A 22,671-nucleotide genomic window follows, 5' to 3' on the forward strand; every position below is an offset into this window, starting at 1 on the left:
TCGGGCGTCGACGGCGGACCTCGTCGTGACGGTTTCACTGTTCGTCGCGACAGCGCTGGCTGGGATCGCCGCTGTGCTCATCGGGTGGGTGTTCGCAGGACTGTCGCAGTACAGCTGTGACTGGGAGACGTCGACGCGTCCGTGCACGCCGTGGGTCGCGTGGCTCCCGAGCCTGGTCGAGAGCATCGTGCTCGTCGCCGTCTTCGTCGGGGGTGCGATCGTGGCCGCCCGAGTTCGGCGGACGAGGCCGCAGGGATGGGCGGTCGCTTTCGGCACCGCGACCGTCATGGCGATCGTGGTCTCCGTGACCTGGGTGGTCGTCGCGGAGCACGCCGGCTGAGTCAGCGCTGCGTGACGGTTCTGGTTCACGAACCCCGGGGATCGTGAACCAGAACCGTCAACGGCGCTAAACCATGGGTCCGCCCGCCGCGCTGTGACGCCAGAACGAGGGCTGGCCGGACCAAGCGTCCTCCTGGAACACCTGCACCCTGCGCTGGTCGAGGGCGAGCGTGCCACCGCCGAACGGTCTGACTCTCCGACGGAGCGGGTCAGTCGTCGCTGGTCGGGACGCCGCCCTGCATCTGCGCCCGCATCTCGGCGAGGACGTCGGCGTGCAGGAAGTTCGCCTCGGCCGCGCTCGTGGGGTCGACCACGATGCCGAACTCCTCGGGGAGCGCGGACACGAGCTCGGACATCGGCACCGGACGCCCCTCGGCGTCGGGCAGCCCAGCGGCGAGTTCGCCCGGGTCGGTGAAGACCGGCACGAACGGCTTGTCCCGGATCATGACGTGGGCGACGCTGCCGGCCTCCGGGGTACCCGCCGCCTTCCAGGGGACCCACGCCGCGCTGCGCAGGAAGCCCGCAGGCGAGGCCGCCATCCTCCGTCGGAGTTCGGCAGCAGCGGTCGGCGGGGCCTTGTCGACGCCTCGGCCGAAGGCTGACCCGTTGGTCTGATCGGTACTCACACCAGCCATGCTGTCACGGTCGGCGGACACGGCGGGGCCGAGCCGCGCCTCCAGGCCGAAGCCCGGCGCACGCGGACGTGAGCCGGGCGTCGGAGGTGACGGACTCAGTACGCGGCCGACTGCCCGCCGTCGATCGGGACGACCGTCGCGTTGACGTAGGACGCGTCGTCGGACAGCAGGAAGGCGACCACGGCAGCGATCTCGGGAGCCTCGCCGTAGCGCTTCGTCGGGTTGACCTGGATGAACTCCTCGGCGGCCTTGCGCGGGTTCTCCGCGTCGAGCTGCTTCATCGAGTTCTCGACCATGGGCGTCCAGATGGCGCCGGGGGCGATGGCGTTGATGCGGATGCCGTAGCGGCCGTACTCGACGGCCGAGTTGCGGGTGAGCCCGACGACGCCGTGCTTGGCGGCCGCGTACCCGGACTGGTTGCCGATGCCGCGGATGCCGCCGACGCTCGCGGTGTTCACGACCATGCCGGAGCCCTGCTCACGCATGACCTTGAGCACCTTCTCGAGGCCGAGGAACACGCCGCGGAGGTTGATCGACACGACGCGGTCGAACTCGGCGGCGGTGAAGGACTCGGTGGGGTTCTGCTTGCCCTCGATGCCGGCGTTGTTGAAGAAGCCGTCGATGCGGCCGAAGCGCTCGGTGGTGGCGGTGACGTAGGCGTCGACCTGGGCCTCGTCGGACACGTCGGCGACGGTCGTCAGGACCTGCGCGTCGGGGGTGGCCTCGAGCACGGCGGCCTTCGTCGCCTCGAGTCCCTGCTCGGAGACGTCGACGAGGGAGAGCGCAGCGCCCTCGGCGGCCAGGCGGACGGCGGTCGCGCGGCCGAGGCCGGAGCCACCGCCGGTGATGAGGACGACGCGGTCGGCGAAGCGGGTGGTGCCGGTGGTGGTTTCGGGCATGGTGGGAGGCCTCCTGAGGTCTTCGACGGTGAAGGGCTCGGGGTCCGCGGTGGGGCAGCGAGTCCGATCGATGCATCTGCATCGAGATGCCTAGACTACACCTGTCGTTTAACGACGCAGTCAGCCGGCGTGCAGGCGCCCCGTCGCGCTGCCGACCTCAGCTCGCGGTGATCGAACCCGTCGCTGCGATGGTGCCCGCCATGATGACGACCATCGTCGCGGCCTCGATCTCCTCGAGCACGGCCTTCACCGCCGGGCTCGCCCAGGTGCCCGAGGTGATCTCCTTGACCAGGTCCTTGTCGACGGCACCGAACTGCTTGCGCAGGGTGTTCGTCGCGTCGAGCAAGCCGATGACCGCGGCAGAGAACGGCGTGGGTCGCGCCCGGCCAGCCAGCACGTCCGCGATGCCCGATCGCAGCAGCGCCTCCGGAGCTCCGTCCCGCTCCGGGTGCTTCGTTGTGGGGAAGAGGCCGAGCACCTTCCCCTGCTCGATGCTGATGACGCCGCGCTCGACGAGTCCGGCGAACACGTCGTCGCGCAGCTGGCGCTTGCCGAGTCGGCTCACCCACCACTTCGCCTTGCGCGGTGCACCGGCCGCCGCGATGGAGCCGACCACGCCGTCGAGCACGTGGTCGCCCGTTGCGGTGCCGTTCACGACGGCCACGAGTCCGTCCTGCAGCGAGACGACGCCGCGCAGCGCGAGGTCGGCGAGGACCGCTCCCGCGAGACCCGTGTCGAGCGTCGAACCATCGAGAGCGTGGCGTCCGTCGGGCTCGACCTGGAGGAGCGCGAACGCCTGTGGGACCGTGAGTTGCTCAGCCATGCCCGCAGCCTGCCACGCGGGGCGGAGGTGCGCCGGGCCTCCGAACCGACACCCAGCGGCGGCAGCCTGCCGGACGTCAGCAGGCGTCCAGCACCCGCACCATCGCGTCCCGCTCCGCCGGAGCCACCCACAGGCGGTACTTCGCCTTCACCGTGACCTGGTGCTCGATGTAGGTGCAGCGGAACGCCTTGTTCGCGGGGAGCCAGGTCGCCGCGTCGCCGGAGCCCTTCTGCGAGTTGGACCGGCCGTCGACGGCGAACAGGTTCACCGGGTCGTTCGCCAGCGCGTGCCGCTCGGTCTCGGTGAGCCGCTGCGCTCCGGTGCGCCAGGCGTTCTCGAGTGCGACGACATGGTCGATCTGCACGAGGGTCGAGGTCGTGTTGCCACGCACGAAGTCCACCGTCGCACCCGTGTACGGCGAGACGAGGGTGCCGGTGAGGACCTTGCAGCGGCCCTCGCGGGTGATGTCGGCGAGGTCGCGGGCGAGGACGTCGTTCCGGGTGTCGCACCCGTTGTGGTCGACGTCGAGCCAGGCGCTGCCGAAGTCACCGGTGCGGTCGTAGCCGGTGGCCGGTGCCTTGCCCTTGACGGGCAGGTCGGCGAGCTGGGTGCGTGCGCGGACCGCGTCGGCGTCGGTTCCGCGGCTGACGGTCGGACTGGAGGCCGCGCTCGCCCCCGCCGACGCCTGCTGCGGTCCGATGGTGGTGGTCTCCACCGCCGTGGGACCGCCCGCGGCATCGGCGTCGGTGTCGGGTCCGAGGACACCGGTGGCGTCGAGCGCGTACCCGCCGACGGCGAGGGCCAGGACGACGAGGACGGAGGTCAGGGTGATGCGGCTGCGGCGTCGGCGGGACGTCATGCGGTGGGACTCCAGTGGTGCGGGGCGGAACGTGGTGCGGGCGGAACGGTGGTGCGGCGGCGGGAGGCGCCTCAGGTCAGCAGGGAGCGGATGTCGTCGGCGGTCAGGTCGTCGGCGAACAGGGCGTCGTCGTCGATCATCGTGGCGAACAGCTCGGCCTTGCGCGCGGCGAGGGCGAGGACCTTCTCCTCGATGGTGTCCTCGGCGATGAACCGTTGGACGCTGACCGACCGGGTCTGGCCGATGCGGTGCGTACGGTCGACAGCCTGGGACTCGGCGGCGGGGTTCCACCACGGGTCGAGCACGAACACGGTGTCCGCCTCGGTCAGGGTGAGCCCGAACCCGCCGGCCTTCAACGAGATGAGGAACGCCGGGGCGGTGCCCTGCCGGAAGCGCTCGATGACCTCGGGGCGCTTGCGGGTGGAGCCGTCGAGGTACTCGTAGCCGATCCCTCGGGCGTCGAGGGCGTCCGAGACCATCCGCAGGAACGAGGTGAACTGGCTGAACACCAGGGCGCGACGGCCCTCTGCCGCGAGCTGTTCGAGTTCGTCGAGCAGCAGGTCGAGCTTCGCCGAGGGGATCGGGGTCGAGCCCGACGTGACGTCCGTGTCGGACGAGGCCGATGCGGACGCTCCGGCCGACACCAGCGCCGGCGACAGCGCGAGCATCCGCAGCAGCGTCAGCGACCGGAACACGATCATCCGGTTCTTCGACAGGTCGTCGATCAGGTCGAGGACCTTCAGGCGCTCCCGGTTCAGCGTGCGCTCGTACAGCTCCCGGTGCGCCGGGTCGAGCGTGACCCGGACGACCTGTTCCTGCTTCGGGGGCAGGTCGGCCGCGACGGCTTCCTTCGTGCGGCGGAGCATGAGCGGCCGGATCCGTCGGCGCAGCCGCCCGGTGAGCTCCTGCCGGGCCTCGCCGCGGAGCTCGGGCGAGGCGAGGGGCTTCACGTAGTCGTCGCCGAACCGGGTCCAGGTGGACAGCAGCCCGGGCGCGACGATGTGGAACAGTGCCCACAGGTCGGTCAGGCCGTTCTCGAGCGGGGTCCCGGTGATCGCGAACTTCACCGGTGCCTGCAGCTCCGAGGCCACACGGTGGGTCTGGGACTGCGGGTTCTTCACGAACTGGGCCTCGTCGAGCACCAGCGCCGACCACGGCAGGTCGGTCCAGGCGCGGGCGTCGAGCCGGAGCAGCGCGTACGAGGTGACGACGATGTCCGACGCGGCGGCGGTGCGCGCGACGAGCCCCGGGTCCTTCAACGACGTCGAGGTCACCGTCGCGACCCGCAGCGACGGCACGAACTTGGCCGCCTCGGCCGCCCAGTTGCCGACGACCGAGGTCGGTGCGACGACCAGGAACGGGGGCGCGTCGGGCTCCGCGGCACGACGGGCGGCCACCATCGCGAGCACCTGCAGCGTCTTGCCGAGCCCCATGTCGTCGGCGAGCACCCCGCCGATGCCGTGCGTCACCAGGAACGACAGCCACGCGTACCCGGCGTGCTGGTACGGCCGCAGGTCGGCGTGCACGGTGTCCGGCACGGGGACGTCAGCCGGGGGAGTCGCCCCGAGCAGCCCCGAGGCGATCGCCTGCCACCGCTCATCGTGCGAGGTCTCGTCGGCCAGCAGGTCGAACTCCGACCACAGCCCTGCGTGCAGGGGCGTGACGGCGATCGGCTGGTCGGGCTCCCACTCGTCCAGGTCACGGGCCTCGTCGATGAGCTCCTTGAGCCGGTCGAACGCGGGGTCGGCCAGCGAAAGGTACGAGTTGTCGACGAGCTTGAGTCGTCGCTGCCGACCCGCGAGCGCGGTGAGCAGCGGCGTGAAGGGGATCTGCTTGCCGTTGACGCTGACGATGATGCCGAGGTCGAACCAGTCGTGCTTGTCCGACGGCATCGTCGTGACACGGATGTGCGGCCGCCCGCTCAACCGCTCGTAGTCGAGCCGCTCGCCCTGCACGACCGTGCGGACGCCGAGCGACGGCAGCTCGGGCAGGAACTCGTTCGCGAACACCGCGACGTCGGCCCCGTCGATGGTGCCGTCCTGGAACCAGTCCAGTCCGCCACCGGGTCCGGCAGGGCGGACGGGAGGCCCGGCCTGCGTCGCGTCGTCGGCCGGCGTCGTCGCCGTGGTCGGCTCCACCGCCGCGGCCGGATCCGACACGGGGGCGTCGTCGGCGCCCGTCGGATCGTCGGCGGCACGGAGCCCGGACAGGTCGGGGAGCGGGCCGTGCAGGGACACCGGGTCTTTCCGGCCGTCGACGTGCCAGCGCCAGTGCAGGTGCACGCGGTCGTCGGTGCGCGGCGCCCGGGCCGGCTCGAACGTCGCGGTGAGCACGAGCTCCGGCGGGGTGCGCTCGGGCAGCTCCACCGAGCCGTCGGAGCTGACCAGGCCGAGGGCACCGCGCAACCGGGGTGACCAGTCGGCCAGGAACTCGTCGACCTCGGCGGTCGGCACGGTGATCCGGGTGCCCTCGACGAGCATCCGCCGCTGGTCCTCGGGCACCGGCGCCGGGGTCGGGGCGACGGCGACCGTGAACTCGGGGCTCTCGCGGAACACGTAGACGCCGTGGTCGCCGATCATCCGCGCTGCTCCGGGCACCACGGGTCGGCCGTCGAGCACGGCACTCGCGCCGATCACCACGGCGTCGTCGTGCCGGGCGACGTCGAGCAGCACCTGGGCCTGCGTGCCGAGGACCGCACCGCCCTCGCGCTTCCCGGTGACGAACGCGATGTCGAGCGCCGCGGCCTGCTGCAGGAGCGGCCAGAGCAGGGGGCTCCGGAAGTCGTCGAGGTGCAGCCAATCGGTCTCACCCGGCAGGCCCGCGAGCTGCCCGGCGCGGTGCAGGGCGGCGAGCTGCAGGAACCAGGCGTGCTGCTCGGCACCGACACCGAGCCGGTTCTGCGAGTAGGGGAGCGTGCCCCAGGTCAGCTGCCCGCGCACCCAGTTGCCGGCGTCACTGCGGGTCACCGGACGGACCCCGAGCCGCACGCTGCGGGAGGGCGCCGGCAGGGCGCGGCCGGCGGCACGGGCTCGCGAGGCGAGCTTGGCGGGGACCGCGTCACGCAACTCGAACTGCAGTCCCATCCGGGTGCCCTGCGGGGTGGGCGCCCGCTCGTCGTCACCGGCGAGGCGGGCGAGGTCGTGCCTCCAGTCCGAGGGCGGCGGAGCCGGCGTTTCCGGGCGTGGGCCGGCGTTCGCGGCGAGGGCACGCGCGTTGATGGTGAGGAGCGCGGCCGCGACGTGCTTGCAGTCGCCGCCGAGCGGGCAGCTGCAGGTGCTGCGGACCGGGCGGACGAAGTCGCCGCGCGCCGGGGTGGTGTCGACGCGGAGTTCGTACGGGTCGTCGGCGGTGCCGGACACGACCGCGGTGACCGTGCCGTCGTCGTCGTGCCAGGTGGCGTCGTCGACCAGGCCGGCGCGGACGACGTCGCGTGCGCGACCGAAGGTCTGCGGCCCGACGAAGCGGATGACGTCCACGGCGTCGATCATCGGGGCAGCAGGCACGGGACCATCGTGCCAGTCACCACCGACGATCCGGGCCGCCACCCTGTGCGACGAACATCTGACAGGACTACCGTCCGACTCGGAGCGCGACGACTGCGGTCCACGGAACCGATTGGAAACGCATGCCGGACCGACTGCGGTGGGTACGCGACTCAGCCGACCACTGGAACGGGTGGATCGACGCCGAGGTCGTGTGCGACATCACCCGGACGGACACGTACACCGTCGATTCCCCGGACCACTCGCTGACCGGCGGGCACTCGTCCTTCGAGAGCGCGGCGGCTCAGGTGCACGGCTGGGTTCGCTGGACCGGCCGTTAGGCCGCAGAGCGCAACCCGGTTGTACGTCCACCCGCTGCTCCCTAGCGTGAGAGAGCAGGCCGGGGGTCACCCGGAGGTGACCACACCGCTCTGCTCCAGGAGAGAGAGGTGTTCCCATGACCGACACGACCCCGTCGCAGTCACCAGCACACCTGCCCGCTCCGCCGCGTTCGCTCGTCGCCGTGGCGGGACAGGACATCGACCAAGCCATCAGCTCGCTCGCCGGGATGTACGCGGGCAAGGCCTGGTACTCGCGGGCCCTCGACCAGGAGTACTGGTTCAAGTACGTCGGCGTCGGTGACGAACGACTGAGCATCCGCCGTTCGCAGATGCACGGGTACCTGCGCGGGGACGTCGCCACCGAGGGCGAGGTCGTCGTGCAGTGGCTCGAACGCGGCGAGGCCCGCGTCGACGTCGGCCGCGACGAGGTGCGCATGCAGCCGGGCGTCCCCACCATGTTCCCCGTCGAGCGCCGGTTCGAGATGGAGTACCAGGACTGGGACCAGCGCCTGGTGCACCTGCGCCGTGACCTGGTGCTCGACGTCGCCGCCGAGGACCACCTGGTCGACGGCACCATGGCCTTCGACACCACCGTCGCGCCGGACCCCTCCGCGGTGGCCCTGTGGCGCACCGCCGTGTCCGGAGCGCTCCGGGCTCTGCGCGAGGAGGGCGAGGGTTCGCTCGCGTGGCACGAGGCGCAGCGCGACGTCGCCCGTGCGCTGTTCCGGATCTACCCGCTGCAGGCCGAACGGTTCCCCGCCGGCTACGGCACGCGCAGCGACGGTCGGCTCCGGGCCGCGGTCGAGTTCATCCAGGCGCACGCCCACCAGCCGTTGACCGTCGCCGACATCGCCGAGGCCGCTGGACTGAGCATCCGCGGGATCCAGGAGTCGTTCCAGCGGGCGTTCGAGCGCTCGCCGATGACGTACCTGCGCGAGGTGCGGCTCGGCCGGGTGCACGAGGAACTGCGGATCCTGGACCCGCAGGCCACCTCGGTGGCGGACGTCGCCCGGCGGTGGGGCTTCGCGCACATGGGGCGCTTCGCCTCGGTGTACGCGAACCGGTTCGGGGAGTACCCGCGGGAGACGTTGCGGCGCTGAACGGCGGGGGCGTGGGCGCTGCCGACGTCGGTTGCTACGGCTGCTGTCCTCAGCGCTTCGCTGGCGCGGCGAGCTTGCTGTGCTTCCGCGAGTACCCGAAGTAGACGCCGAGCCCGATCGCGAACCAGATCGCGAACCGCACCCACGTCTCCCACTGCAGGAACGTCACGAGCCACAGCGACGCGATGACGCCGATGATCGGGATGACCGGCATGAACGGCAGCCGGAACTGGCGGTCCAGGTCGGGCTGCCGGTAGCGCAGCACCACCACGGCCGAGCACACCACCACGAACGCGAGCAGGATGCCGATGTTCGTGAGCTCGGCGACGACACCGATCGGCAGCACCCCGGCCAGGATCGCCGACGCGATGCCGAGGATCCACGTGACCCGGGTCGGGACGTGCCGCTTCGGGTCGGTCTTCGCGAACCACTTCGGCATCAGGCCGTCGCGGCTCATCGAGAACCAGACGCGGGAGGCACCGAGCATGAACGTCACCAGCACCGTGACGATGCCGACGATGGCACCGATCGCGATGACGTTGGCGACACCGCCGAGCCCGACCGACGCGAACGCCGACGAGAAGCCCGAGGCCGGGTCGATGTCCTTGTAGTCCTGCATGCCCGTGAGCACGAGCGTCGCGAGCACGTACAGCACCATCGAGATGCCGAGGGACAGCAGGATCGCCTTCGGCATGTGCTTGCGGGCGTCGGTGGACTCCTCGGCCGCGGTGGACATCGCGTCGTAGCCGAACACGGCGAAGAACACTGTGGCGGCACCGGTCATCACGCCGCCGAAGCCGAACGGGAAGTAGGGGGAGTAGTTCGCGCTGTTGATGTGGAACACCCCGAGCACCACGATGAGCACGACGAGCGCCACCTTGATGCCGACGGCCACGAACTCGAACCGGGCGGCGCTGCGGATGCCGCGCGTGAGCACGAACGCGGTGAGCAGGCACAACGCGATCGCGAAGACGTCGATCACGTGCCCGTCACCGGTGCCCGGGGCGCCGAGCATCCACGCGGGCAGGTCGATGCCGAACTGACCGACCAGGAACCCGACGTAGCCGGAGATGCCGATCGCGACCACCGCCACGATCGCCGTGTACTCGAGCAGCAGGTCCCAGCCGATGAACCACCCGACGATCTCGCCCAGCACCGCGTAGCCGTACGTGTACGCGCTGCCGGCCTTCGGGATGAGCCCGGCGAACTCGGCGTACGACAGGGCAGCGGCGGCGCTCGCGACCCCGGCGACCAGGAAGCTGATCAGCACCGCGGGCCCGGCGACGCCGTTCGCGACGGTGCCGGCGAGGGTGAAGATGCCGGCGCCGATGATGCCGCCGATGCCGATCGCGGTGAGCTGCCACAGGCCGAGGTGCCGTTTCAGGCCGCCCTCGCCCCCGGCCTCGTCATCGATCGTGTCGATGGGCTTCCGTCGGAACAGGGTGCGTGTCGTCGTCGTCACCCGCCCATGGTGCACCCGGAGGCGGTCGTGCGCACGGTCGGCTGCGGGCGTTCCGGCGGCTGGCGAAGAACGCCCCGGCCCGCCCGCACCCGCACGCACGCGGCTGCACCGCAGGCACCGGGCGTACACCTGGAGCATGCGCCACCCGAAGAGGATCGAGCCCGGCCCCGGCCAGGAATCCGTCTGGGACTACCCCCGCCCACCCGCCGTCGAGCGGGTCACCGCCCGCGTCGTCGTCCGTCTCGGCGGCACGGTCGTCGCCGACACGACCGACGCCGTCCGCGTGCTCGAGACCTCGCACCCGCCGGTCTACTACCTGCCGATGGCCGACCTGGCCGAGGGTGCGCTCGTCGGGGCACCCGGCTCGAGCATGTGCGAGTTCAAGGGCCTGGCGCGCTACTTCGACGTCGTCGGCAGTGACGGGACGGTCGCGAGCCGCGCCGCCTGGAACTACCCGACGCCCGTGCCCGGCTACGAGTCGCTGCGGGAACGCGTCGCGATCTACCCGTCGGCGATGGACTCGTGCGAGGTCGGCGGCGAACGGGTCCAGGCGCAGGACGGCGACTTCTACGGCGGCTGGATCACGGCGGACATCGTCGGGCCGTTCAAGGGCGCCCCCGGCACGCTCGGCTGGTGACCCGGCGTCATCGGTTGGCGTACGGCGACCAGAACGGCGGCGGGAACGCGCCCCCGGTCACGATCACGAGTACCTGCCAGACGAGCATGACGAGCCCGGCGCTCCCGATCACGATGCCGATCCACGACCACACCTGCACGGCCCGGCGACGGCCGGCGATCCGGATCGCCCGCCAGCCACTGAGCACGCACACCAGCCCGAACACCGCACCGAGCAGCACGTGCTGCACGGTCGACTGGGCGGGCACGATGATGCCGAGGTAGAACGCGACCGGTCCGAGCACCACCGCGAAGGTCGCCGGAGCTGCCGGCGGTTCGTGGTCCCGAGCGACTGCTCCCATGGACCGCATGGTAGCGAGTGAACCTCGCTTCGTGCGCGTCCAGGTCGCGCAGCGCGGGCACCCGATCGCGGGAACGGGCACCATGGGGGCATGCGTTCTGTCTTCCGCGTCCTGCTCGGCCTGGCCCTCGTCGTCGCGGGCACGAGTCACCTCACCTTCGCGCGCAAGGAGTTCACGGCGCAGGTGCCCGAGTTCGTCCCCCTGGACGACGACGCGACGGTGCTCGCTTCGGGGGTGGCGGAGATCACACTCGGCTCGGCCCTGGTGTTCGCGCCGAAGCCGGCCCGCCGCTTCGTCGGCTCGGTCGCGGCCCTGTTCTTCACGGTGATCTTCCCCGGCAACCTGTCGCAGTGGGTCAACCGGCGCGACGCCTTCGGCCTGGACAGCGACGAGAAGCGCTTCGTCCGCCTGTTCGGCCAGCCCGTCCTCATCGCGCTCGCCCTGTGGTCGACGCGCGGTCGGCGCTCCTGATGGGCGCGCCCGCGCGGCAGACCGGCCCGGCCTCCGGCGTGGGCCCCGGGTCGGGCCCCGATCCGCTCGGGTCCGGTCCGGCACGCTTCGGTCGGGAGGCCCGCCACCCCCTGGCAGGCCGTAGCCGCGTCGCGGACGTGGTCGCCTCCACCGCCCTGCTCGTGGTGCTCACGGTCGGCGCGTTGGCAGCGGGGTGGGGGATCAAGCTCATGTCGCTGGCGTTCGTGTCGTGTGCGGCGCCGGGCAACACCTGCAACGAGACGCTGGGTGACTCCGTGGTCGTCGCGGGGCCGATCATCGTGGCGGCGGTGCTCGTCGCGACGATCGTGGTGTGCGTGCTGCGGCTCGTGCGGCGGCGGTTGACCTGGCCGGTGGTGCTCGTCGGTATGGCGGCGATCGTCGCGGTGTTCTTCGCCTCGCTGTTGCTCGTCGACAGCTCGGTCACGCACGGCATCTGAACGCTTCTTCCTCCACAGGTGGGGGAGAGTCGCGTGTCTCTCCACAGAAGCCGGGGTGCGCCTCGGTGGCGGCGGTCGGGCAGCCACGCTGGAGTCATGCCTGACACCGAGATGCTCGACCGCCTGATCCGTGAACCCGTCCGCACCGACGACGACGTCGTCAGACTCGTCGAAGCCGTCGTCGAACGGCCGCTGCGCCGGCAGTGCTGGGTGCTGTTCCTCGACGACCGCGGGATGTCGATCCCGTTCCTGTTGCCGATCGCCGACCTGCCGTACTCCCCGGACGAACACGTCGACGACTTCGCGGCCCTGGTCGCCGACATCGTGGCGCAGCTCGGGGCCGTCGACGTCGTGCTCGTGTGGGAACGCCCCGACGCCGACCGGCTCTACCCGGTGGACTGGGAGTGGGTCGACGCCTGCGCCTGTGCCCTCGACGAGCAGTCGGTCCGGCTCCGCGCCCAGGTCGTCGTGCACTCCGGGGGAGCCGCGATCGTCGAGTTCGACGAGGAGACGCAGGCGGTGGCCTCGTGAGCGGTCAGCCCTGGGGAGCGGCGTCCGGCACGTCCTGGCCGGTGAGCTCCTCGACGATCGCCTTCGCCTGCGGCCACGACTTTGCGTAGTGCTCCGGATCGGAGTTGATCTGCACCGCGTGCGCCATCTGCGTCGGGCTCATCGTCTTCCAGCCGGGGACCTTCACGAGCTTCGTGTAGAACATCGTCGCGGCCGTGTACGGGTCCATCCGCTGCTCGTACGTTCCCCAGGCGCCGTTGTCGCGCTGCTGGAACAGGCCGCGGCTGTCCGGGCCCGCGGCGTCGCCGTGGTCCAGGTTCACCAGGCTCGACTCGCCGATCGCGGTCATCACCCCGACGGCCTGCGTGTGGGGGCCGATGCCGAGCGCCTGGGCGGCTTCGATCACGTGTGCGGCGTTCACCAGGCGGTCCTGGCAGAAACCACCGACGGGGCCGGCCGGCACGACCATCCCGCCGATCGTCTTCGAGGCGACGGCCGGGCACGCGGGCGTCGGGGTGGCGGCGCTCGACTTCGCGATGCCGGCGAGCGAGTTGACCGCGATCACCACGAGGACGACCACGCCGATGCCGACCGCCACGATCCCGGCGCCGAACACCGAGGCGAGGGTGATGCCGACACGGCGCATGACGGGACCTCTCGAGGGGCTGGGCGGGTGCTGGGCGGGCGGAGCGGGAAGAGCAGCACGAGCGTACGGGCGCCTCCTGGGAAGCCTGCGGCGGCCCGCCGTGATCGCCCGTTCGGGGGTTCGGCGTTCGGCGTTCGGCGTTCGGGGTTCGCCGCGGGTTGCTCGCCGCGGGGAAGGTGCCTCCCCGGCAACGAGTGACGGTTCTGGTTCACGAAGCGGGGGCTTCGCGAACCAGAACCGTCACGGGTCACTCGTGCGCGGCGGTCACCGGTCGCGTCGGTCGGCCCGTCGACCCCGACGCAGGCGCCAGCCTCCGGCGGACAGCGACAGCGCGGCGATCACCGCGATGACGACGGTCCAGATGACACTGGTCGCGTCCATCAGACGTCGCGGTGGTCGTGCGGCGGGCGCTGCACCTTCGTCGGCTCCGTCACGAGTCCGGTCGGGGCCTTCTCGGCCTGCTTCCGTCCGTGGGTGAACCAGGTCAGGATCCAGAGCAGCACGCCCAGGGCCAGCAGTGCGCCGGCGATCTGGTACTGCTGCGGGTCACGACCGGACGAGAACGGCAGGACGAGCCAGAGGCACGTGATGATGCCGATGACCGGGATGATGACGCCCGCGCGGAAGTGCTTGTGGTCGACCTTGTCGCGGCGCAGCACGAGCACGGTCACGTTCACGACCGCGAACACCGTCAGCAGCAACAGCGAGGTGGTGCCACCGAGGACGACGACGATGGGGGAGTCCGGGTCGAGCGAGACCCACCCGATCAGCAGCAGCGAGATGAGCGTGGTGAAGACGATCGCGGTCGACGGGGTGCGACGGGCGGGGGAGATGCGGGACAGGAAGCCCGGCAGCACACCCTGCTTGCTCATGCCGTAGAGCAGGCGCGACGCCATCATCATGTTGATCAGGGCCGTGTTGGCGACGGCGAACATCGAGATGAAGGGCAGCAGGTCGGCGATCGGGAAGTCCGGCGCGGCGGTCTGCACGACGGTGACGAGCGGGGTCTCGTTGCCGGCCAGCTCACCGATCGGCACGACGGCCACGGCGCAGATCGACACGAGGACGTAGATCACGGCGGTGATGCCGAGGCCGGTGAGCATGATCTTGGGGAAGATGCGCGAGGGGTCCTTGGTCTCCTCGGCCATGTTGACCGAGTCCTCGAACCCGACCATCGCGAAGAACGCCAGCGACGTCGCGGTGCTGATCGACAGCAGCAGGGACTTGTCCTCCGGCGTCTCGAACATCACGACCCGCGAGAAGTCCGCGTTGCCGCCCGCGATCGCCCAGAACCCGATCAGGATCACCATGACGAGACCGGACAGCTCGACGAGCGTCAGCACGACGTTCGTCTTGACGCTCTCGCTCACCCCGCGGAAGTTGATGAACATCACCGCGAGCATGAAGCCCATCGCGATGAGCATCACCACGCCGTTCGGCAGCTCGATGCCGAACCCGGCGCCGAGGTTCGCAGCGAACGCCCGCGATGCCGTCGACGCCGACGTGATCCCGGAACACATCACGATGAACGTCACGATGAAGGTGACGAAGTGGATGCCGAACGCCTTGTGCACGTAGAGCGCGGCACCGGCGGTCTGGGGGTACTTCGTCACGAGTTCGAGGTACGAGAAGGCCGTCAGCAGCGCGACCGCGAACGCGATGAGGAACGGGAGCCACGCTGCCCCGCCGACCTCGGCCGCGACCTGGCCGGTGAGCGCGTAGACACCCGTGCCGAGGATGTCGCCGACGATGAAGAGCAGCAGGAGCTTGGGACCGATGACCCGGCGGAGCTCGTGCTGCTCCTGCTGTGGGCGGTCCGTCTTGGTGGTGGCCATGCGTCACCCTTGCGCGCGGAATGCCTTTCTGTCCAGTCCCACAGGAAGGTTTCTCGCGATCGCAACACGGTCGCTCGGCGACGGATACGCTCCGGCCATGGACCAGCAGTCGAACACCACCGAGGAGCCCATCGAGTTCGCGGACTTCAACGCGAAGCTCCTGGTGCTCGACGTCCTCTGCTACGACCTCGACGTCCTGGACCCCTACGACCCGGACGCCGAGGACGAGACCGACGAGGACCTCGACGTCGACGGGCAGGACGACCGGGCGCGCGAGTACTACGACGACCTCGACCTGCTGCCGTCGCACCTGTCGCTCGTCACCGAGATCACGGTGGACTCCGACCTCGAGGTGCTGCGGGACGTCCACCCCGGCTGGGACGGCTCGGACGACCGCTTCGACCCGCAGAACTGGGACGACCTGCTCGACCTGCCGGAGCTCCGTACCGTGTACGCCGCCGCTCCACTGCCCGCCCACGTGGCCGAACGGCTCGCGGCCAAGGGCGTCGAGGTCCGCTCCGCCTGAGCGGGATGCGACCGGGACACGACCGGGACGCCCGCGCGATCGACCAGCTGGCTAGCGGTCCAGCGCCCGCAGCTGCTCGGTGAACTGCGTCGCGCCGCCCTGCGCCGGGTGCCGCACGGCGATCGCCTCGATGCCGGCCAGGGCGAGCGCTCCCTGCGCCTTCCGACCGACCGCGACCACGCGGAGCCGGTCCGCACCGCCGAGGGCCTCCAGCAGCGCGAGCGCGACGGGTGCGCCCGAGCGGACCTCGGTGGGCCGTGGCGTCCGGTTCGTCAGCCGGTCCGGTGTCACGAAGGGGTGGTGCGGGAAGATCGCCCACGCGACCGGGAGCGCACCGCGCCAGCCCTCCAGCGCAGCGTGCACGACGCGCGACGAGGCCTCCCACGGTGCCGTCGGCTCCGGTGGAGACGAGAACCCGGGCCCGAGCTCGCGCATGCTCGTGAACGGCACACCCGTGTTCGTCATGCCGCGCCACCCCGGGGCCTCGGCCACGAGCAACGTGTCGGCCCCCGCCCCGGACAGCTCCAGGTACCGCGTCAGGTTCGCGCGCCGCAGCCGTCCCTCGGCCGATCCGACGTCGTAGAGCGCCTCGGCGTCCGACTCGACGGGCACGGCGTCGAGCGCGGCCCAGAACGCCGCGAACCGCCCGCCCGTCCCGCTCACGAGCGCCCGAGCACCCGGCGGTAGACGTCCTCGAGTCCCGCGGCCGACCGCTCCCAGCTCAGGCGCTCCGCGTGCTCCCGGCCTGCAGCGGCGAGCCCGGCGGCGTACGGCGCATCCGTCAGGATCCGCTCGATCTCGTCCGCCCACGCCTGCGGGTCGCGGGATTCGAGCACGACGCCCGTCTCCCCGTCCACCACGGCCTCACGCAGGCCCCCGGCAGCGGCGGCCACGACCGGCACCCCGGAAGCGGAGCCCTCGAGTGCGACGAGCCCGTACGTCTCGGAGTGGGACGGCACGAGCACGGCTGCCGCGCCACGGAACAGGAACGCCAGGTCGGCACGCGACTGCGGCCCGATGAAGGTGACGTGGTCGGCGATGCCCCGCGCGTCGGCGAGCCGACGCAGTTCGTCCACGTAGTCGCCCGCCTCACTCGAGACATCGCCCGCGATGACCAGGGTGGGGCGGGCCTCCAGGCTGATGTCGGCGATCGCCTCGATCGCCAGGTCCAGGCCCTTGAGCGGCTGCACGCGGGCCGCCGCGACCACGTAGGGGGTGGCGGCGCGGCGCGCACCGACCGCCGCGGGCCGGAAGACGGACCCGTCGACCCCCGGCGGCACGATCCAGATGCGGGCGTCGTCGCCGCCGAGCCGGGTGCGCACGGTCGACGCCTCGGCCTCGGACACCACGACGACGGCGTCCGACTCGCGGGCCAGCAGTTCCTCGCCGGCGATGCGGCCCGCGGACTCGGGGCGTTCGCCCTCGGACAGCGGCGTGGCCGGGTCGGCGGCGATGGAGTGGAACGACTGCACATGGGGGATGCCGCGCTCGCGGGCGACGGGCAGCGCGGCGGCACCGGAGAACCAGTGGTGCGAGTGCAGGACGTCGAACGGCCCGAGCTGCTGCAGCTCGTGACGGAACGGTTCGATGAACGCGTCGTGCTCGCCCTTCGGCACTGGCTCGGCCGGCCCCGCGGACAGGAACCGCAGGCACACGCCCGGCACGAGCGACACCGAGTCCGGCTGCGTCGGGGCTGACCGGCGCGTGATGATGTCCACGTGGTGGCCCAGGTCGGCCAGTGCCTCGGCCTGGTGCCGGACGACGACGTTCATGCCGCCGACCTCGCCCGAACCGGGTTCGTCTCCGGGGGAGGTGTGCAGCGACACCAGCCCGATGTGCAGGGGTTCGGTCGTCGCGCTCACCGCTCAACCCTAGCCGCGCGGCCTCCGTTGCGACGGGCGTGCGGGTGCCACCACGACGGGCCGGCGGCCCGCCTCGTCCAGCGGGTCGGCGGGGAGGCCCCGATCACCTCCCAGGATCTGCACGCGGTCGTCGCCGTTTCGCTCCCAGAACGCCGCCGTCCACGCGCACAGCGCCCCGTCGAGCAGGTCCTCGCGGTGCTTGTGCGTCGGACCGTGCAGCACCGACGGGTCGGCGAGCCGCCGCGTCAGCGGGTGCGAGTCGAGCAGCAGCGGCGGGTCGAGCGGGGTCTCGCGCAGCCGCAGCACCAGCTCGTCGAAGGCCTCGGCGCGACGGGCACGAGCCTCGGCGGCAGGGATCCGGAGGTCGAGCCGCTTGTACCGGGGTCGTTCCACGTCGTACCCGAGCTCCTCCACGCCGACCAGCGTCGTGTACGGGTAGCACTCGAACATCGCAGGACCGGTGCGTCGGCGCATCGAGTCCGTGTCGGAGACGTAGCCGACGCCCAGCGTGGTCAGCCGGTCGAGCAGCGCTGAGCCGGCGCTCGCCGCGGATGCCTGGTTGGTCGGGTTCGCGGCGACCTTCCACCGGCCGTACCGCTGCCCGACCTGCCGCTCGGACTCGCGGATGCCCGTCGGGTTCGTCACGACGAGCGAGGCGTCCACGGCGATCAGGGATCGTGGCCCGAGGTGCTCGGCGATCCAGTCCGTGACGGCGTCGACCCCGCGGGCCCACCCGGCGTCGGTGATCGTGCCGTCGTGGTCCATCGCCACCAGCCCCGTCTCGTTCGCGGCCTTCCGCTCGGAGCCGAGCCCCCACGCCAGGTCGATGCCGAGGTACGCGTTCACCCGCCCATCCTGCCGACCCTGCCCGCAAGACACCGGTGTCCGCGCGCTGAACACCGGCGTGCGCGTGTTCGACCAGGGAACACCGGTGTCTTGCGGGAACAAGAGCGGTCCCGGCTGCGGGCGGGCATCCGGCACACGTGTACGGTCCGCTGCATGGCGAGCGAAGCGACGACGGTGCGGGTGCCCGGCCCCGACGGTGACCGCGAGGTCCGGATCAGCAGCCCCTCGCGGGTGCTCTGGCCCGAGGCGGGCATCACGAAGCTCGACCTGGCGGAGTACCTCGTCACAGTGGGCGACGCCTTCGTCCGGGCGAACGGCGACCGGCCGATCTCGCTGCAGCGGTTCCCGGGCGGCGTCGACGGCGAGCAGTTCTTCTCGAAGAACCCGCCGAAGGGTGCCCCCGACTACGTCCGCTCGGTGACGGTGACCTACCCGAGTGCCCGGTCGCACCCGCAGCTCGTGATCGACGAGCCGGCCGTGGCGGTGTGGGCCGCACAGATGAACACGGTGGTGTTCCACCCGTGGGCCTCTCGTGCCGAGGACAGCGACCACCCGGACCAGCTCCGCATCGACCTCGACCCGCAGCCCGGCACCGACTTCGGCGACACGGTGCCGGTGGCCGAGGAACTGCGGAAGGTCCTCGACGAGGTCGGCCTGACCACCTGGATCAAGACGAGCGGCAACCGTGGTCTGCACGTGTTCGCGCCGATCCGCCCCGAGCACGAGTTCCTCGACGTGCGGCACGCGGTGATCGCTGCGGCGCGCGAACTCGAACGACGGATGCCCGACCGGGTCACGACGGCGTGGTGGAAGGAGGAGCGGGGGCAGCGCATCTTCGTCGACTTCAACCAGGCGAACCGCGACCGCACGATGGCCGGCGCCTACAGCCCCCGTGCCCTGGCGCACGCGTCGGTGTCCACGCCGATCGCGTGGGACGAACTGCGCACCGCGGACCCGACGACCTTCACGATCCGGACGGTGCCGGAGCGGCTGCACACCATTGGCGACCCGTGGGAGTCGATGGGGGAGCAGCCGGGCAGCATCGCGCCGCTCCTGGAGTGGTGGGAGCGTGACCTGGCGAACGGCGAGGGTGAGCTGCCGTTCCCGCCCGACTTCCCGAAGATGCCGGGGGAGCCGCCGCGCGTGCAGCCCTCACGGGCGAAGAAGCCCAGCTGAGGCCGAGCGGCCGGGCAGCCGGCCGTGCCGAGCCTCAGGCTGCGGAGGAGACGTCCCGCTGGCGGTCCGGGTCCTCGACGCGGGTGGTGTGCGTCGGCAGCCCGACGCTCGCGGTGTGCAGGCGGGTGAGCCGCGACCAGGTGCCGCGGTGCGCGTCGGTGATGCCGTCGACGATCACGCGCCGAGTCCGATGGTGACGAGTGCGAGTGCCGTGGCGGTCACGCCGGCGATGGCGCTGATGACCGCGCTGAGCTGCAGGACGCGCTGGCGCCGTGCCTCTCGGACTTCGGTGAAGGGGCTCCGCTGAGGGTGGCGGACAAGCGTGCTGGTGCTCATGTCGACCGCTTTCGATCTGGGCATCCGGACTGGGTGCCTCGTGCTGCTGGGAACATCCTGACACGGCTTCGCTAGTTCGGCTAACTACTCAACCCGGAACGTGACAGAACAGCGACAAACGGACACCGCAGTGCGTTCGGCCGTCAGGACACGGCAGAGAACGCGTCAGGACAGCACGTCGCTCAGGTCGTACGCACTCGGTACCTCGAGCTGCTCGAACCCGCACGACGTCGCCTCTCGGTCGGGCCGCCACCGCTCGAACTGCACGGTGTGCCGGAACCGGTCGCCCTCCATCTGGTCGTACCGGACCTCGAGCACCAGCTCCGGCTCCAGCCGGACGAACGACGTGTCGCGACCCGACGAGAACCGCGAGCGTTCCCCGTCACCGGTGACGGGCCTCCCGTCCGCATCGAGGAGCACGACGGGCTCGAGCTCGTCGATCAACGCGGCCCGGCGCTTGTCGGAGAAGGCGGAGACGCCGCCGACCTGGCGGAGCTCGCCGTCGGCGTCGAACAGGCCGACCAGCAGCGACCCGACGCCGGAGCCGCTCTTGTGCACGCGGTAGCCGAGCGCGACGACGTCGGCGGTGCGGTGGTGCTTGATCTTGAGCATCGAGCGCTTGTTCGGTTCGTACGGCCGCGCTCGCGGCTTCGCGACGACGCCGTCGAGCCCGGCGCCCTCGAACGTGGTGAGCCATTCACGGGCCTGCTCGACGTCGAGGGTGGTGCGGGTGACGAAGAGCGGATCGGTCATGTCGCCGCCGAGCTGCTCCAGGCGCTCGCGCCGCTCGTCGAAGGGCAGGTCGAGGAGCTCCTGTCCGTCGACGGCCAGCAGGTCGAAGGCAACGAACTGCGCCGGCGTCTCGACGCTGAGCTTGGCGATCCGCGAGGCCGCGGGGTGGATGCGCTGCGACAGGGCTTCCCAGTCCAGGCGCTCGGCACCGGGCTCGCCGGAACGCAGGATCACCTCGCCGTCGAGGACGACCGGGTGGTCGCGGCCGCCGAACTGCGAACGGAAGGCCTCGACGAGCTCGGGGAAGTAGCGGGTGAGTGGCTTGGCGCCGCGGCTGCCGATCTCGACGTCGTCACCGTCGATGGTCACGATCCCGCGGAAGCCGTCCCACTTCGGTTCGTACCGCAGCCCGCCCTTGGTGCTGTCCGGGTCGGGGACGGTGGCGACGGCCTTGGCGAGCATCGGTGCGATCTCCATGGGTCCTGTCTACTCGCGAGAGTCGGCGGGGCTGCGCACTTCGTGAGCAGGAATGGTCGGGTTCGGCTCGACGACCCGACATCTTCTGCTCACGATGCGCGGCCGGGAGGCCCGGATCACCCCGGGCAGGTCGGCCAGCGTCGGTAGGGTGGCCGGCGTGACGACCGTGCCCCCGCCGGCAGCGCCGGCCCCGGAACCGATCAGCCCCGTGCAGGCCGCCGCGCTCCGCGACGGCGTCCTGCCACCCGTCGAGCAGGTCCGGCCGGGCATCTGGACCCTCGCGGTCCCGTTCCGGTTCGGGGTGCCCGACGCCACCCTGGTGTACGTCGTCGAGGGGGCGGACGGCTCGCTCGCGGTGATCGACCCCGGGTGGTCGGCCGACGGCGGACTCGCCGAGCTGCGTGACGGGCTCGCCGCGATCGGACGCACCCTGGACGACGTGTCGCTCGTCGCCGTGACGCACCTGCACGCCGACCACCTGGGCGCCGCGGCCGCGATCCGTCGGGCGACGGGTGCACGCGTGGCGATGCACGGCCTCGAGGTCCGGGCGCTCGAACGGGAACGCGCCGACGCCGAGTGGAACGACGCGGACATCGCGACGTGGGGGCTGCCGGAAGACCTGCGGGCGGGGGTCGTTGAGGCGTGGGGCAGCGGACGCCGGATCGGGATGGGCCGGATCGAGGCGCCGTACGCCGACGTGCTGCTCGAGGACGGCGATCTGCTGCCGATCCCCGGCCGGACGATCCGCACGCTCTGGACCCCGGGGCACACGAGCGGGCACGTGTGCTTCCTCGACGAGGCCGACGGCCTGCTGTTCTCCGGCGACCACGTGCTGCCGCGGATCAACTCCGGCATCGGACTCGGCGGCCGGACCGGGACGAACCCGCTCGGCGACTACCTGGCGTCGCTCGCGCGGCTCGACCCCTACGCCGATCTCGAGGTCTGCCCGGGGCACGAGTACCGGTTCCGCGACGTCGTCACCCGTGCGCGGACTCTGGCCCGGCACCGGGAGGAACGCTCCCGCCACGTCGCCCATGCCCTCGACGCAATGGACCGACCGACCCTGTTCGAGGTCGCGGCTCGGGTGCCCTTCAGCGGCGGGATCGAGTCGATGACCGGGTTCCTGCTCGCGAGCGCGCTGACGCAGACGGCCTTCCACGCGGACCTGCTCGGGCGGGCAGACGAGGTGCGACCCGTCTGACGAGCGCCGCAGCCGCGCGGGTCAGCCGAGTGTCGTCGCCAGGCGCTCGATCGTCGTCTTCGCGTCGGCGAACTCCGCGGCGGCGTGGTCGGCCAGCGGTGCGAGGTCCGGCAGCCGGTCGGCCAGGGTCGCGCTGACGGTGATCGGGTACAGCTTCATGCCGAGCGCGGTGCCGAGCACGATGTGCAGGACGGGGGAGCCGTGGTCCCAGCCCTCGGTCGGGGTGCCGGCGTCGTAGGTCGCGCCGCGGCTCACCACGGTGACGACGGGTCGACCGGCCAGGGGCTGCACGCCGCCGGTCAGGATGCCGGGCACGTGGATGCGGTCGATCCAGGCCTTCAGGGTCGACGGCACCGTGTAGTTGTACAGCGGCGCACCCACCACGACGACGTCGGCGGCCAGGAGCTCGTCGATGACCTCCTGACGCAGGGCCTCGGCCTCGGGCGCGACGGCCTCCTCGGCGGTGCGGTCGGCTGCGGCCCAGTGCAACGCCGAGGTCTCCAGGTGGGGGAGCTGGTCGACGTGCAGGTCCCGCCGGACGACCGTGTACTCCGGGCCGCGGGTGCGCCAGGCGTCGGCGAAGGCCGCGGTCAGTGCGCGCGAGCGGGAGTGGGAGAGGTCGGCCGAGGAGTCGATGTGCAGCAGCGTGGGCATGTCGCCAACGCTACCGGCGCGGAC

25 protein-coding genes and 1 pseudogene are annotated in these 22,671 nt (G+C 71.5%); 10 read left to right on the top strand and 16 right to left on the bottom strand.

The window, feature by feature from the left end:
• The first annotated feature begins 25 nt into the window (after positions 1 to 25).
• Entirely contained in the window at positions 26 to 340 is a 315-nt protein-coding gene (locus DEJ29_RS06935; RefSeq protein WP_111095065.1) for a hypothetical protein, read from the top strand.
• A 208-nt stretch (positions 341 to 548) separates the two neighbouring features.
• Here DEJ29_RS06935 and DEJ29_RS06940 read toward each other — a convergent pair whose 3' ends face one another.
• From DEJ29_RS06940 to DEJ29_RS06960, 5 genes are all read right to left on the bottom strand, one after another.
• Positions 549 to 974 (bottom strand): SseB family protein, encoded by a 426-nt coding sequence (locus tag DEJ29_RS06940; RefSeq protein ID WP_146248342.1) that lies wholly within the window; start codon positions 972 to 974, stop codon positions 549 to 551.
• A gap of 95 nt (positions 975 to 1,069) precedes the next feature.
• Positions 1,070 to 1,873: an SDR family oxidoreductase gene (locus tag DEJ29_RS06945; RefSeq protein ID WP_110865118.1), complete on the bottom strand. Its 804-nt coding sequence runs from the start codon at positions 1,871 to 1,873 to the stop codon at positions 1,070 to 1,072.
• A 157-nt stretch (positions 1,874 to 2,030) separates the two neighbouring features.
• The gene (locus DEJ29_RS06950) at positions 2,031 to 2,696 is read right to left on the bottom strand and encodes a GOLPH3/VPS74 family protein (RefSeq protein ID WP_111095063.1); all 666 of its coding nucleotides are present in this window, start codon (positions 2,694 to 2,696) and stop codon (positions 2,031 to 2,033) included.
• Between the two features lie 76 nt (positions 2,697 to 2,772).
• On the bottom strand, positions 2,773 to 3,555 hold the full coding sequence (locus DEJ29_RS06955) for an HNH endonuclease family protein (protein WP_258375948.1): 783 nt from the start codon (positions 3,553 to 3,555) through the stop codon (positions 2,773 to 2,775).
• 71 nt (positions 3,556 to 3,626) lie between these two features.
• Positions 3,627 to 7,058, bottom strand: a complete 3,432-nt coding sequence (locus DEJ29_RS06960; RefSeq protein ID WP_146248341.1) for a DEAD/DEAH box helicase — start codon at positions 7,056 to 7,058, stop codon at positions 3,627 to 3,629.
• A gap of 122 nt (positions 7,059 to 7,180) precedes the next feature.
• On the opposite strand from DEJ29_RS06960, the gene DEJ29_RS06965 reads away from it, so the two are divergent.
• Positions 7,181 to 7,378 (top strand): hypothetical protein, encoded by a 198-nt coding sequence (locus DEJ29_RS06965; RefSeq protein WP_027465181.1) that lies wholly within the window; start codon positions 7,181 to 7,183, stop codon positions 7,376 to 7,378.
• Between the two features lie 116 nt (positions 7,379 to 7,494).
• Positions 7,495 to 8,478, top strand: a complete 984-nt coding sequence (locus DEJ29_RS06970) for an AraC family transcriptional regulator (RefSeq protein ID WP_111095061.1) — start codon at positions 7,495 to 7,497, stop codon at positions 8,476 to 8,478.
• 49 nt (positions 8,479 to 8,527) lie between these two features.
• On the opposite strand, the gene DEJ29_RS06975 is transcribed toward DEJ29_RS06970, so the two are convergent.
• Positions 8,528 to 9,940 (bottom strand): amino acid permease, encoded by a 1,413-nt coding sequence (locus DEJ29_RS06975; protein WP_111095060.1) that lies wholly within the window; start codon positions 9,938 to 9,940, stop codon positions 8,528 to 8,530.
• Positions 9,941 to 10,076: 136 nt separating this feature from the next.
• Between DEJ29_RS06975 and DEJ29_RS06980 the strand changes: the two genes are divergently transcribed.
• Positions 10,077 to 10,577, top strand: coding sequence for a DUF427 domain-containing protein (locus DEJ29_RS06980; RefSeq protein ID WP_181438197.1), 501 nt, complete (start codon positions 10,077 to 10,079; stop codon positions 10,575 to 10,577).
• Between the two features lie 7 nt (positions 10,578 to 10,584).
• On the opposite strand, the gene DEJ29_RS06985 is transcribed toward DEJ29_RS06980, so the two are convergent.
• Entirely contained in the window at positions 10,585 to 10,917 is a 333-nt protein-coding gene (locus DEJ29_RS06985; protein WP_111095059.1) for a hypothetical protein, read from the bottom strand.
• 90 nt (positions 10,918 to 11,007) lie between these two features.
• Here DEJ29_RS06985 and DEJ29_RS06990 point away from each other — a divergent pair, with 90 nt between their 5' ends.
• From DEJ29_RS06990 to DEJ29_RS07000, 3 genes and pseudogenes are all read left to right on the top strand, one after another.
• Complete coding sequence (locus DEJ29_RS06990) at positions 11,008 to 11,388, top strand: DoxX family protein (protein WP_111095058.1); 381 nt, start codon at positions 11,008 to 11,010, stop codon at positions 11,386 to 11,388.
• Positions 11,358 to 11,846 (top strand): annotated as a pseudogene (locus DEJ29_RS06995) (DUF6264 family protein); the annotation flags it as partial. The gene DEJ29_RS06990 and the pseudogene DEJ29_RS06995, both read left to right, overlap by 31 nt.
• A 96-nt stretch (positions 11,847 to 11,942) precedes the next feature.
• Positions 11,943 to 12,377 carry a hypothetical protein gene (locus DEJ29_RS07000; protein WP_111095056.1) on the top strand — a complete coding sequence of 145 codons (435 nt, stop codon included), beginning with the start codon at positions 11,943 to 11,945 and terminating at the stop codon, positions 12,375 to 12,377.
• 4 nt (positions 12,378 to 12,381) lie between these two features.
• Here the strand turns inward: DEJ29_RS07000 and DEJ29_RS07005 are convergent, their stop codons facing one another.
• Both DEJ29_RS07005 and DEJ29_RS07010 read right to left on the bottom strand, forming a co-directional pair.
• Positions 12,382 to 13,002: a hypothetical protein gene (locus tag DEJ29_RS07005; protein WP_111095055.1), complete on the bottom strand. Its 621-nt coding sequence runs from the start codon at positions 13,000 to 13,002 to the stop codon at positions 12,382 to 12,384.
• 380 nt (positions 13,003 to 13,382) lie between these two features.
• Complete coding sequence (locus DEJ29_RS07010) at positions 13,383 to 14,837, bottom strand: APC family permease (protein ID WP_071404196.1); 1,455 nt, start codon at positions 14,835 to 14,837, stop codon at positions 13,383 to 13,385.
• Between the two features lie 97 nt (positions 14,838 to 14,934).
• Here DEJ29_RS07010 and DEJ29_RS07015 point away from each other — a divergent pair, with 97 nt between their 5' ends.
• Positions 14,935 to 15,363, top strand: a complete 429-nt coding sequence (locus tag DEJ29_RS07015; RefSeq protein ID WP_051596670.1) for a DUF6892 domain-containing protein — start codon at positions 14,935 to 14,937, stop codon at positions 15,361 to 15,363.
• Positions 15,364 to 15,414: 51 nt separating this feature from the next.
• Here DEJ29_RS07015 and DEJ29_RS07020 read toward each other — a convergent pair whose 3' ends face one another.
• Genes DEJ29_RS07020 through DEJ29_RS07030 form a run of 3 tightly spaced genes read right to left on the bottom strand, consistent with a single transcriptional unit; the run spans position 15,415 to position 18,071 of the window.
• Positions 15,415 to 16,026, bottom strand: coding sequence for a uracil-DNA glycosylase (locus tag DEJ29_RS07020; protein WP_111095054.1), 612 nt, complete (start codon positions 16,024 to 16,026; stop codon positions 15,415 to 15,417).
• Positions 16,023 to 17,225, bottom strand: a complete 1,203-nt coding sequence (locus tag DEJ29_RS07025; RefSeq protein WP_111095053.1) for a glycosyltransferase — start codon at positions 17,223 to 17,225, stop codon at positions 16,023 to 16,025. The genes DEJ29_RS07020 and DEJ29_RS07025 overlap by 4 nt, the downstream gene beginning before the upstream one ends.
• Before the next feature lie 9 nt (positions 17,226 to 17,234).
• Positions 17,235 to 18,071, bottom strand: a complete 837-nt coding sequence (locus tag DEJ29_RS07030) for a DUF429 domain-containing protein (RefSeq protein ID WP_111095052.1) — start codon at positions 18,069 to 18,071, stop codon at positions 17,235 to 17,237.
• A gap of 153 nt (positions 18,072 to 18,224) precedes the next feature.
• Here DEJ29_RS07030 and ligD point away from each other — a divergent pair, with 153 nt between their 5' ends.
• Positions 18,225 to 19,247 carry a non-homologous end-joining DNA ligase gene (ligD, locus tag DEJ29_RS07035; protein ID WP_111095051.1) on the top strand — a complete coding sequence of 341 codons (1,023 nt, stop codon included), beginning with the start codon at positions 18,225 to 18,227 and terminating at the stop codon, positions 19,245 to 19,247.
• A gap of 34 nt (positions 19,248 to 19,281) precedes the next feature.
• Here the strand turns inward: ligD and DEJ29_RS07040 are convergent, their stop codons facing one another.
• The 3 genes from DEJ29_RS07040 to DEJ29_RS07050 form a co-directional block, all read right to left on the bottom strand.
• Positions 19,282 to 19,425: a hypothetical protein gene (locus DEJ29_RS07040; RefSeq protein ID WP_017886554.1), complete on the bottom strand. Its 144-nt coding sequence runs from the start codon at positions 19,423 to 19,425 to the stop codon at positions 19,282 to 19,284.
• Entirely contained in the window at positions 19,422 to 19,583 is a 162-nt protein-coding gene (locus tag DEJ29_RS07045; RefSeq protein ID WP_156155271.1) for a hypothetical protein, read from the bottom strand. The genes DEJ29_RS07040 and DEJ29_RS07045 overlap by 4 nt, the downstream gene beginning before the upstream one ends.
• Positions 19,584 to 19,748: 165 nt before the next feature.
• Positions 19,749 to 20,792, bottom strand: coding sequence for an ATP-dependent DNA ligase (locus DEJ29_RS07050; protein WP_111095050.1), 1,044 nt, complete (start codon positions 20,790 to 20,792; stop codon positions 19,749 to 19,751).
• Between the two features lie 157 nt (positions 20,793 to 20,949).
• Between DEJ29_RS07050 and DEJ29_RS07055 the strand changes: the two genes are divergently transcribed.
• Complete coding sequence (locus DEJ29_RS07055; RefSeq protein WP_181438196.1) at positions 20,950 to 21,993, top strand: MBL fold metallo-hydrolase; 1,044 nt, start codon at positions 20,950 to 20,952, stop codon at positions 21,991 to 21,993.
• A gap of 21 nt (positions 21,994 to 22,014) precedes the next feature.
• Here the strand turns inward: DEJ29_RS07055 and DEJ29_RS07060 are convergent, their stop codons facing one another.
• Positions 22,015 to 22,647: an FMN-dependent NADH-azoreductase gene (locus DEJ29_RS07060; protein ID WP_111095048.1), complete on the bottom strand. Its 633-nt coding sequence runs from the start codon at positions 22,645 to 22,647 to the stop codon at positions 22,015 to 22,017.
• Positions 22,648 to 22,671: the final 24 nt, after the last annotated feature.

This window comes from Curtobacterium sp. MCPF17_021 (assembly GCF_003234605.2).
Classification (GTDB): Bacteria; Actinomycetota; Actinomycetes; order Actinomycetales; family Microbacteriaceae; genus Curtobacterium; species Curtobacterium flaccumfaciens.

Excerpts from the sequence above, each read along its gene's own strand:
- DEJ29_RS06940 (WP_146248342.1), bottom strand. The coding sequence starts at position 974 with ATGGCTGGTGTGAGTACCGATCAGACCAACGGGTCAGCCTTCGGCCGA.
- DEJ29_RS06945 (WP_110865118.1), bottom strand. The coding sequence starts at position 1,873 with ATGCCCGAAACCACCACCGGCACCACCCGCTTCGCCGACCGCGTCGTC.
- DEJ29_RS06950 (WP_111095063.1), bottom strand. The coding sequence starts at position 2,696 with ATGGCTGAGCAACTCACGGTCCCACAGGCGTTCGCGCTCCTCCAGGTC.
- DEJ29_RS06955 (WP_258375948.1), bottom strand. The coding sequence starts at position 3,555 with ATGACGTCCCGCCGACGCCGCAGCCGCATCACCCTGACCTCCGTCCTC.
- DEJ29_RS06965 (WP_027465181.1), top strand. The coding sequence starts at position 7,181 with ATGCCGGACCGACTGCGGTGGGTACGCGACTCAGCCGACCACTGGAAC.
- DEJ29_RS06970 (WP_111095061.1), top strand. The coding sequence starts at position 7,495 with ATGACCGACACGACCCCGTCGCAGTCACCAGCACACCTGCCCGCTCCG.
- DEJ29_RS06980 (WP_181438197.1), top strand. The coding sequence starts at position 10,077 with ATGCGCCACCCGAAGAGGATCGAGCCCGGCCCCGGCCAGGAATCCGTC.
- DEJ29_RS06985 (WP_111095059.1), bottom strand. The coding sequence starts at position 10,917 with ATGGGAGCAGTCGCTCGGGACCACGAACCGCCGGCAGCTCCGGCGACC.
- DEJ29_RS06990 (WP_111095058.1), top strand. The coding sequence starts at position 11,008 with ATGCGTTCTGTCTTCCGCGTCCTGCTCGGCCTGGCCCTCGTCGTCGCG.
- DEJ29_RS07000 (WP_111095056.1), top strand. The coding sequence starts at position 11,943 with ATGCCTGACACCGAGATGCTCGACCGCCTGATCCGTGAACCCGTCCGC.
- DEJ29_RS07005 (WP_111095055.1), bottom strand. The coding sequence starts at position 13,002 with ATGCGCCGTGTCGGCATCACCCTCGCCTCGGTGTTCGGCGCCGGGATC.
- DEJ29_RS07010 (WP_071404196.1), bottom strand. The coding sequence starts at position 14,837 with ATGGCCACCACCAAGACGGACCGCCCACAGCAGGAGCAGCACGAGCTC.
- DEJ29_RS07015 (WP_051596670.1), top strand. The coding sequence starts at position 14,935 with ATGGACCAGCAGTCGAACACCACCGAGGAGCCCATCGAGTTCGCGGAC.
- ligD (WP_111095051.1), top strand. The coding sequence starts at position 18,225 with ATGGCGAGCGAAGCGACGACGGTGCGGGTGCCCGGCCCCGACGGTGAC.
- DEJ29_RS07045 (WP_156155271.1), bottom strand. The coding sequence starts at position 19,583 with ATGAGCACCAGCACGCTTGTCCGCCACCCTCAGCGGAGCCCCTTCACC.
- DEJ29_RS07050 (WP_111095050.1), bottom strand. The coding sequence starts at position 20,792 with ATGGAGATCGCACCGATGCTCGCCAAGGCCGTCGCCACCGTCCCCGAC.
- DEJ29_RS07060 (WP_111095048.1), bottom strand. The coding sequence starts at position 22,647 with ATGCCCACGCTGCTGCACATCGACTCCTCGGCCGACCTCTCCCACTCC.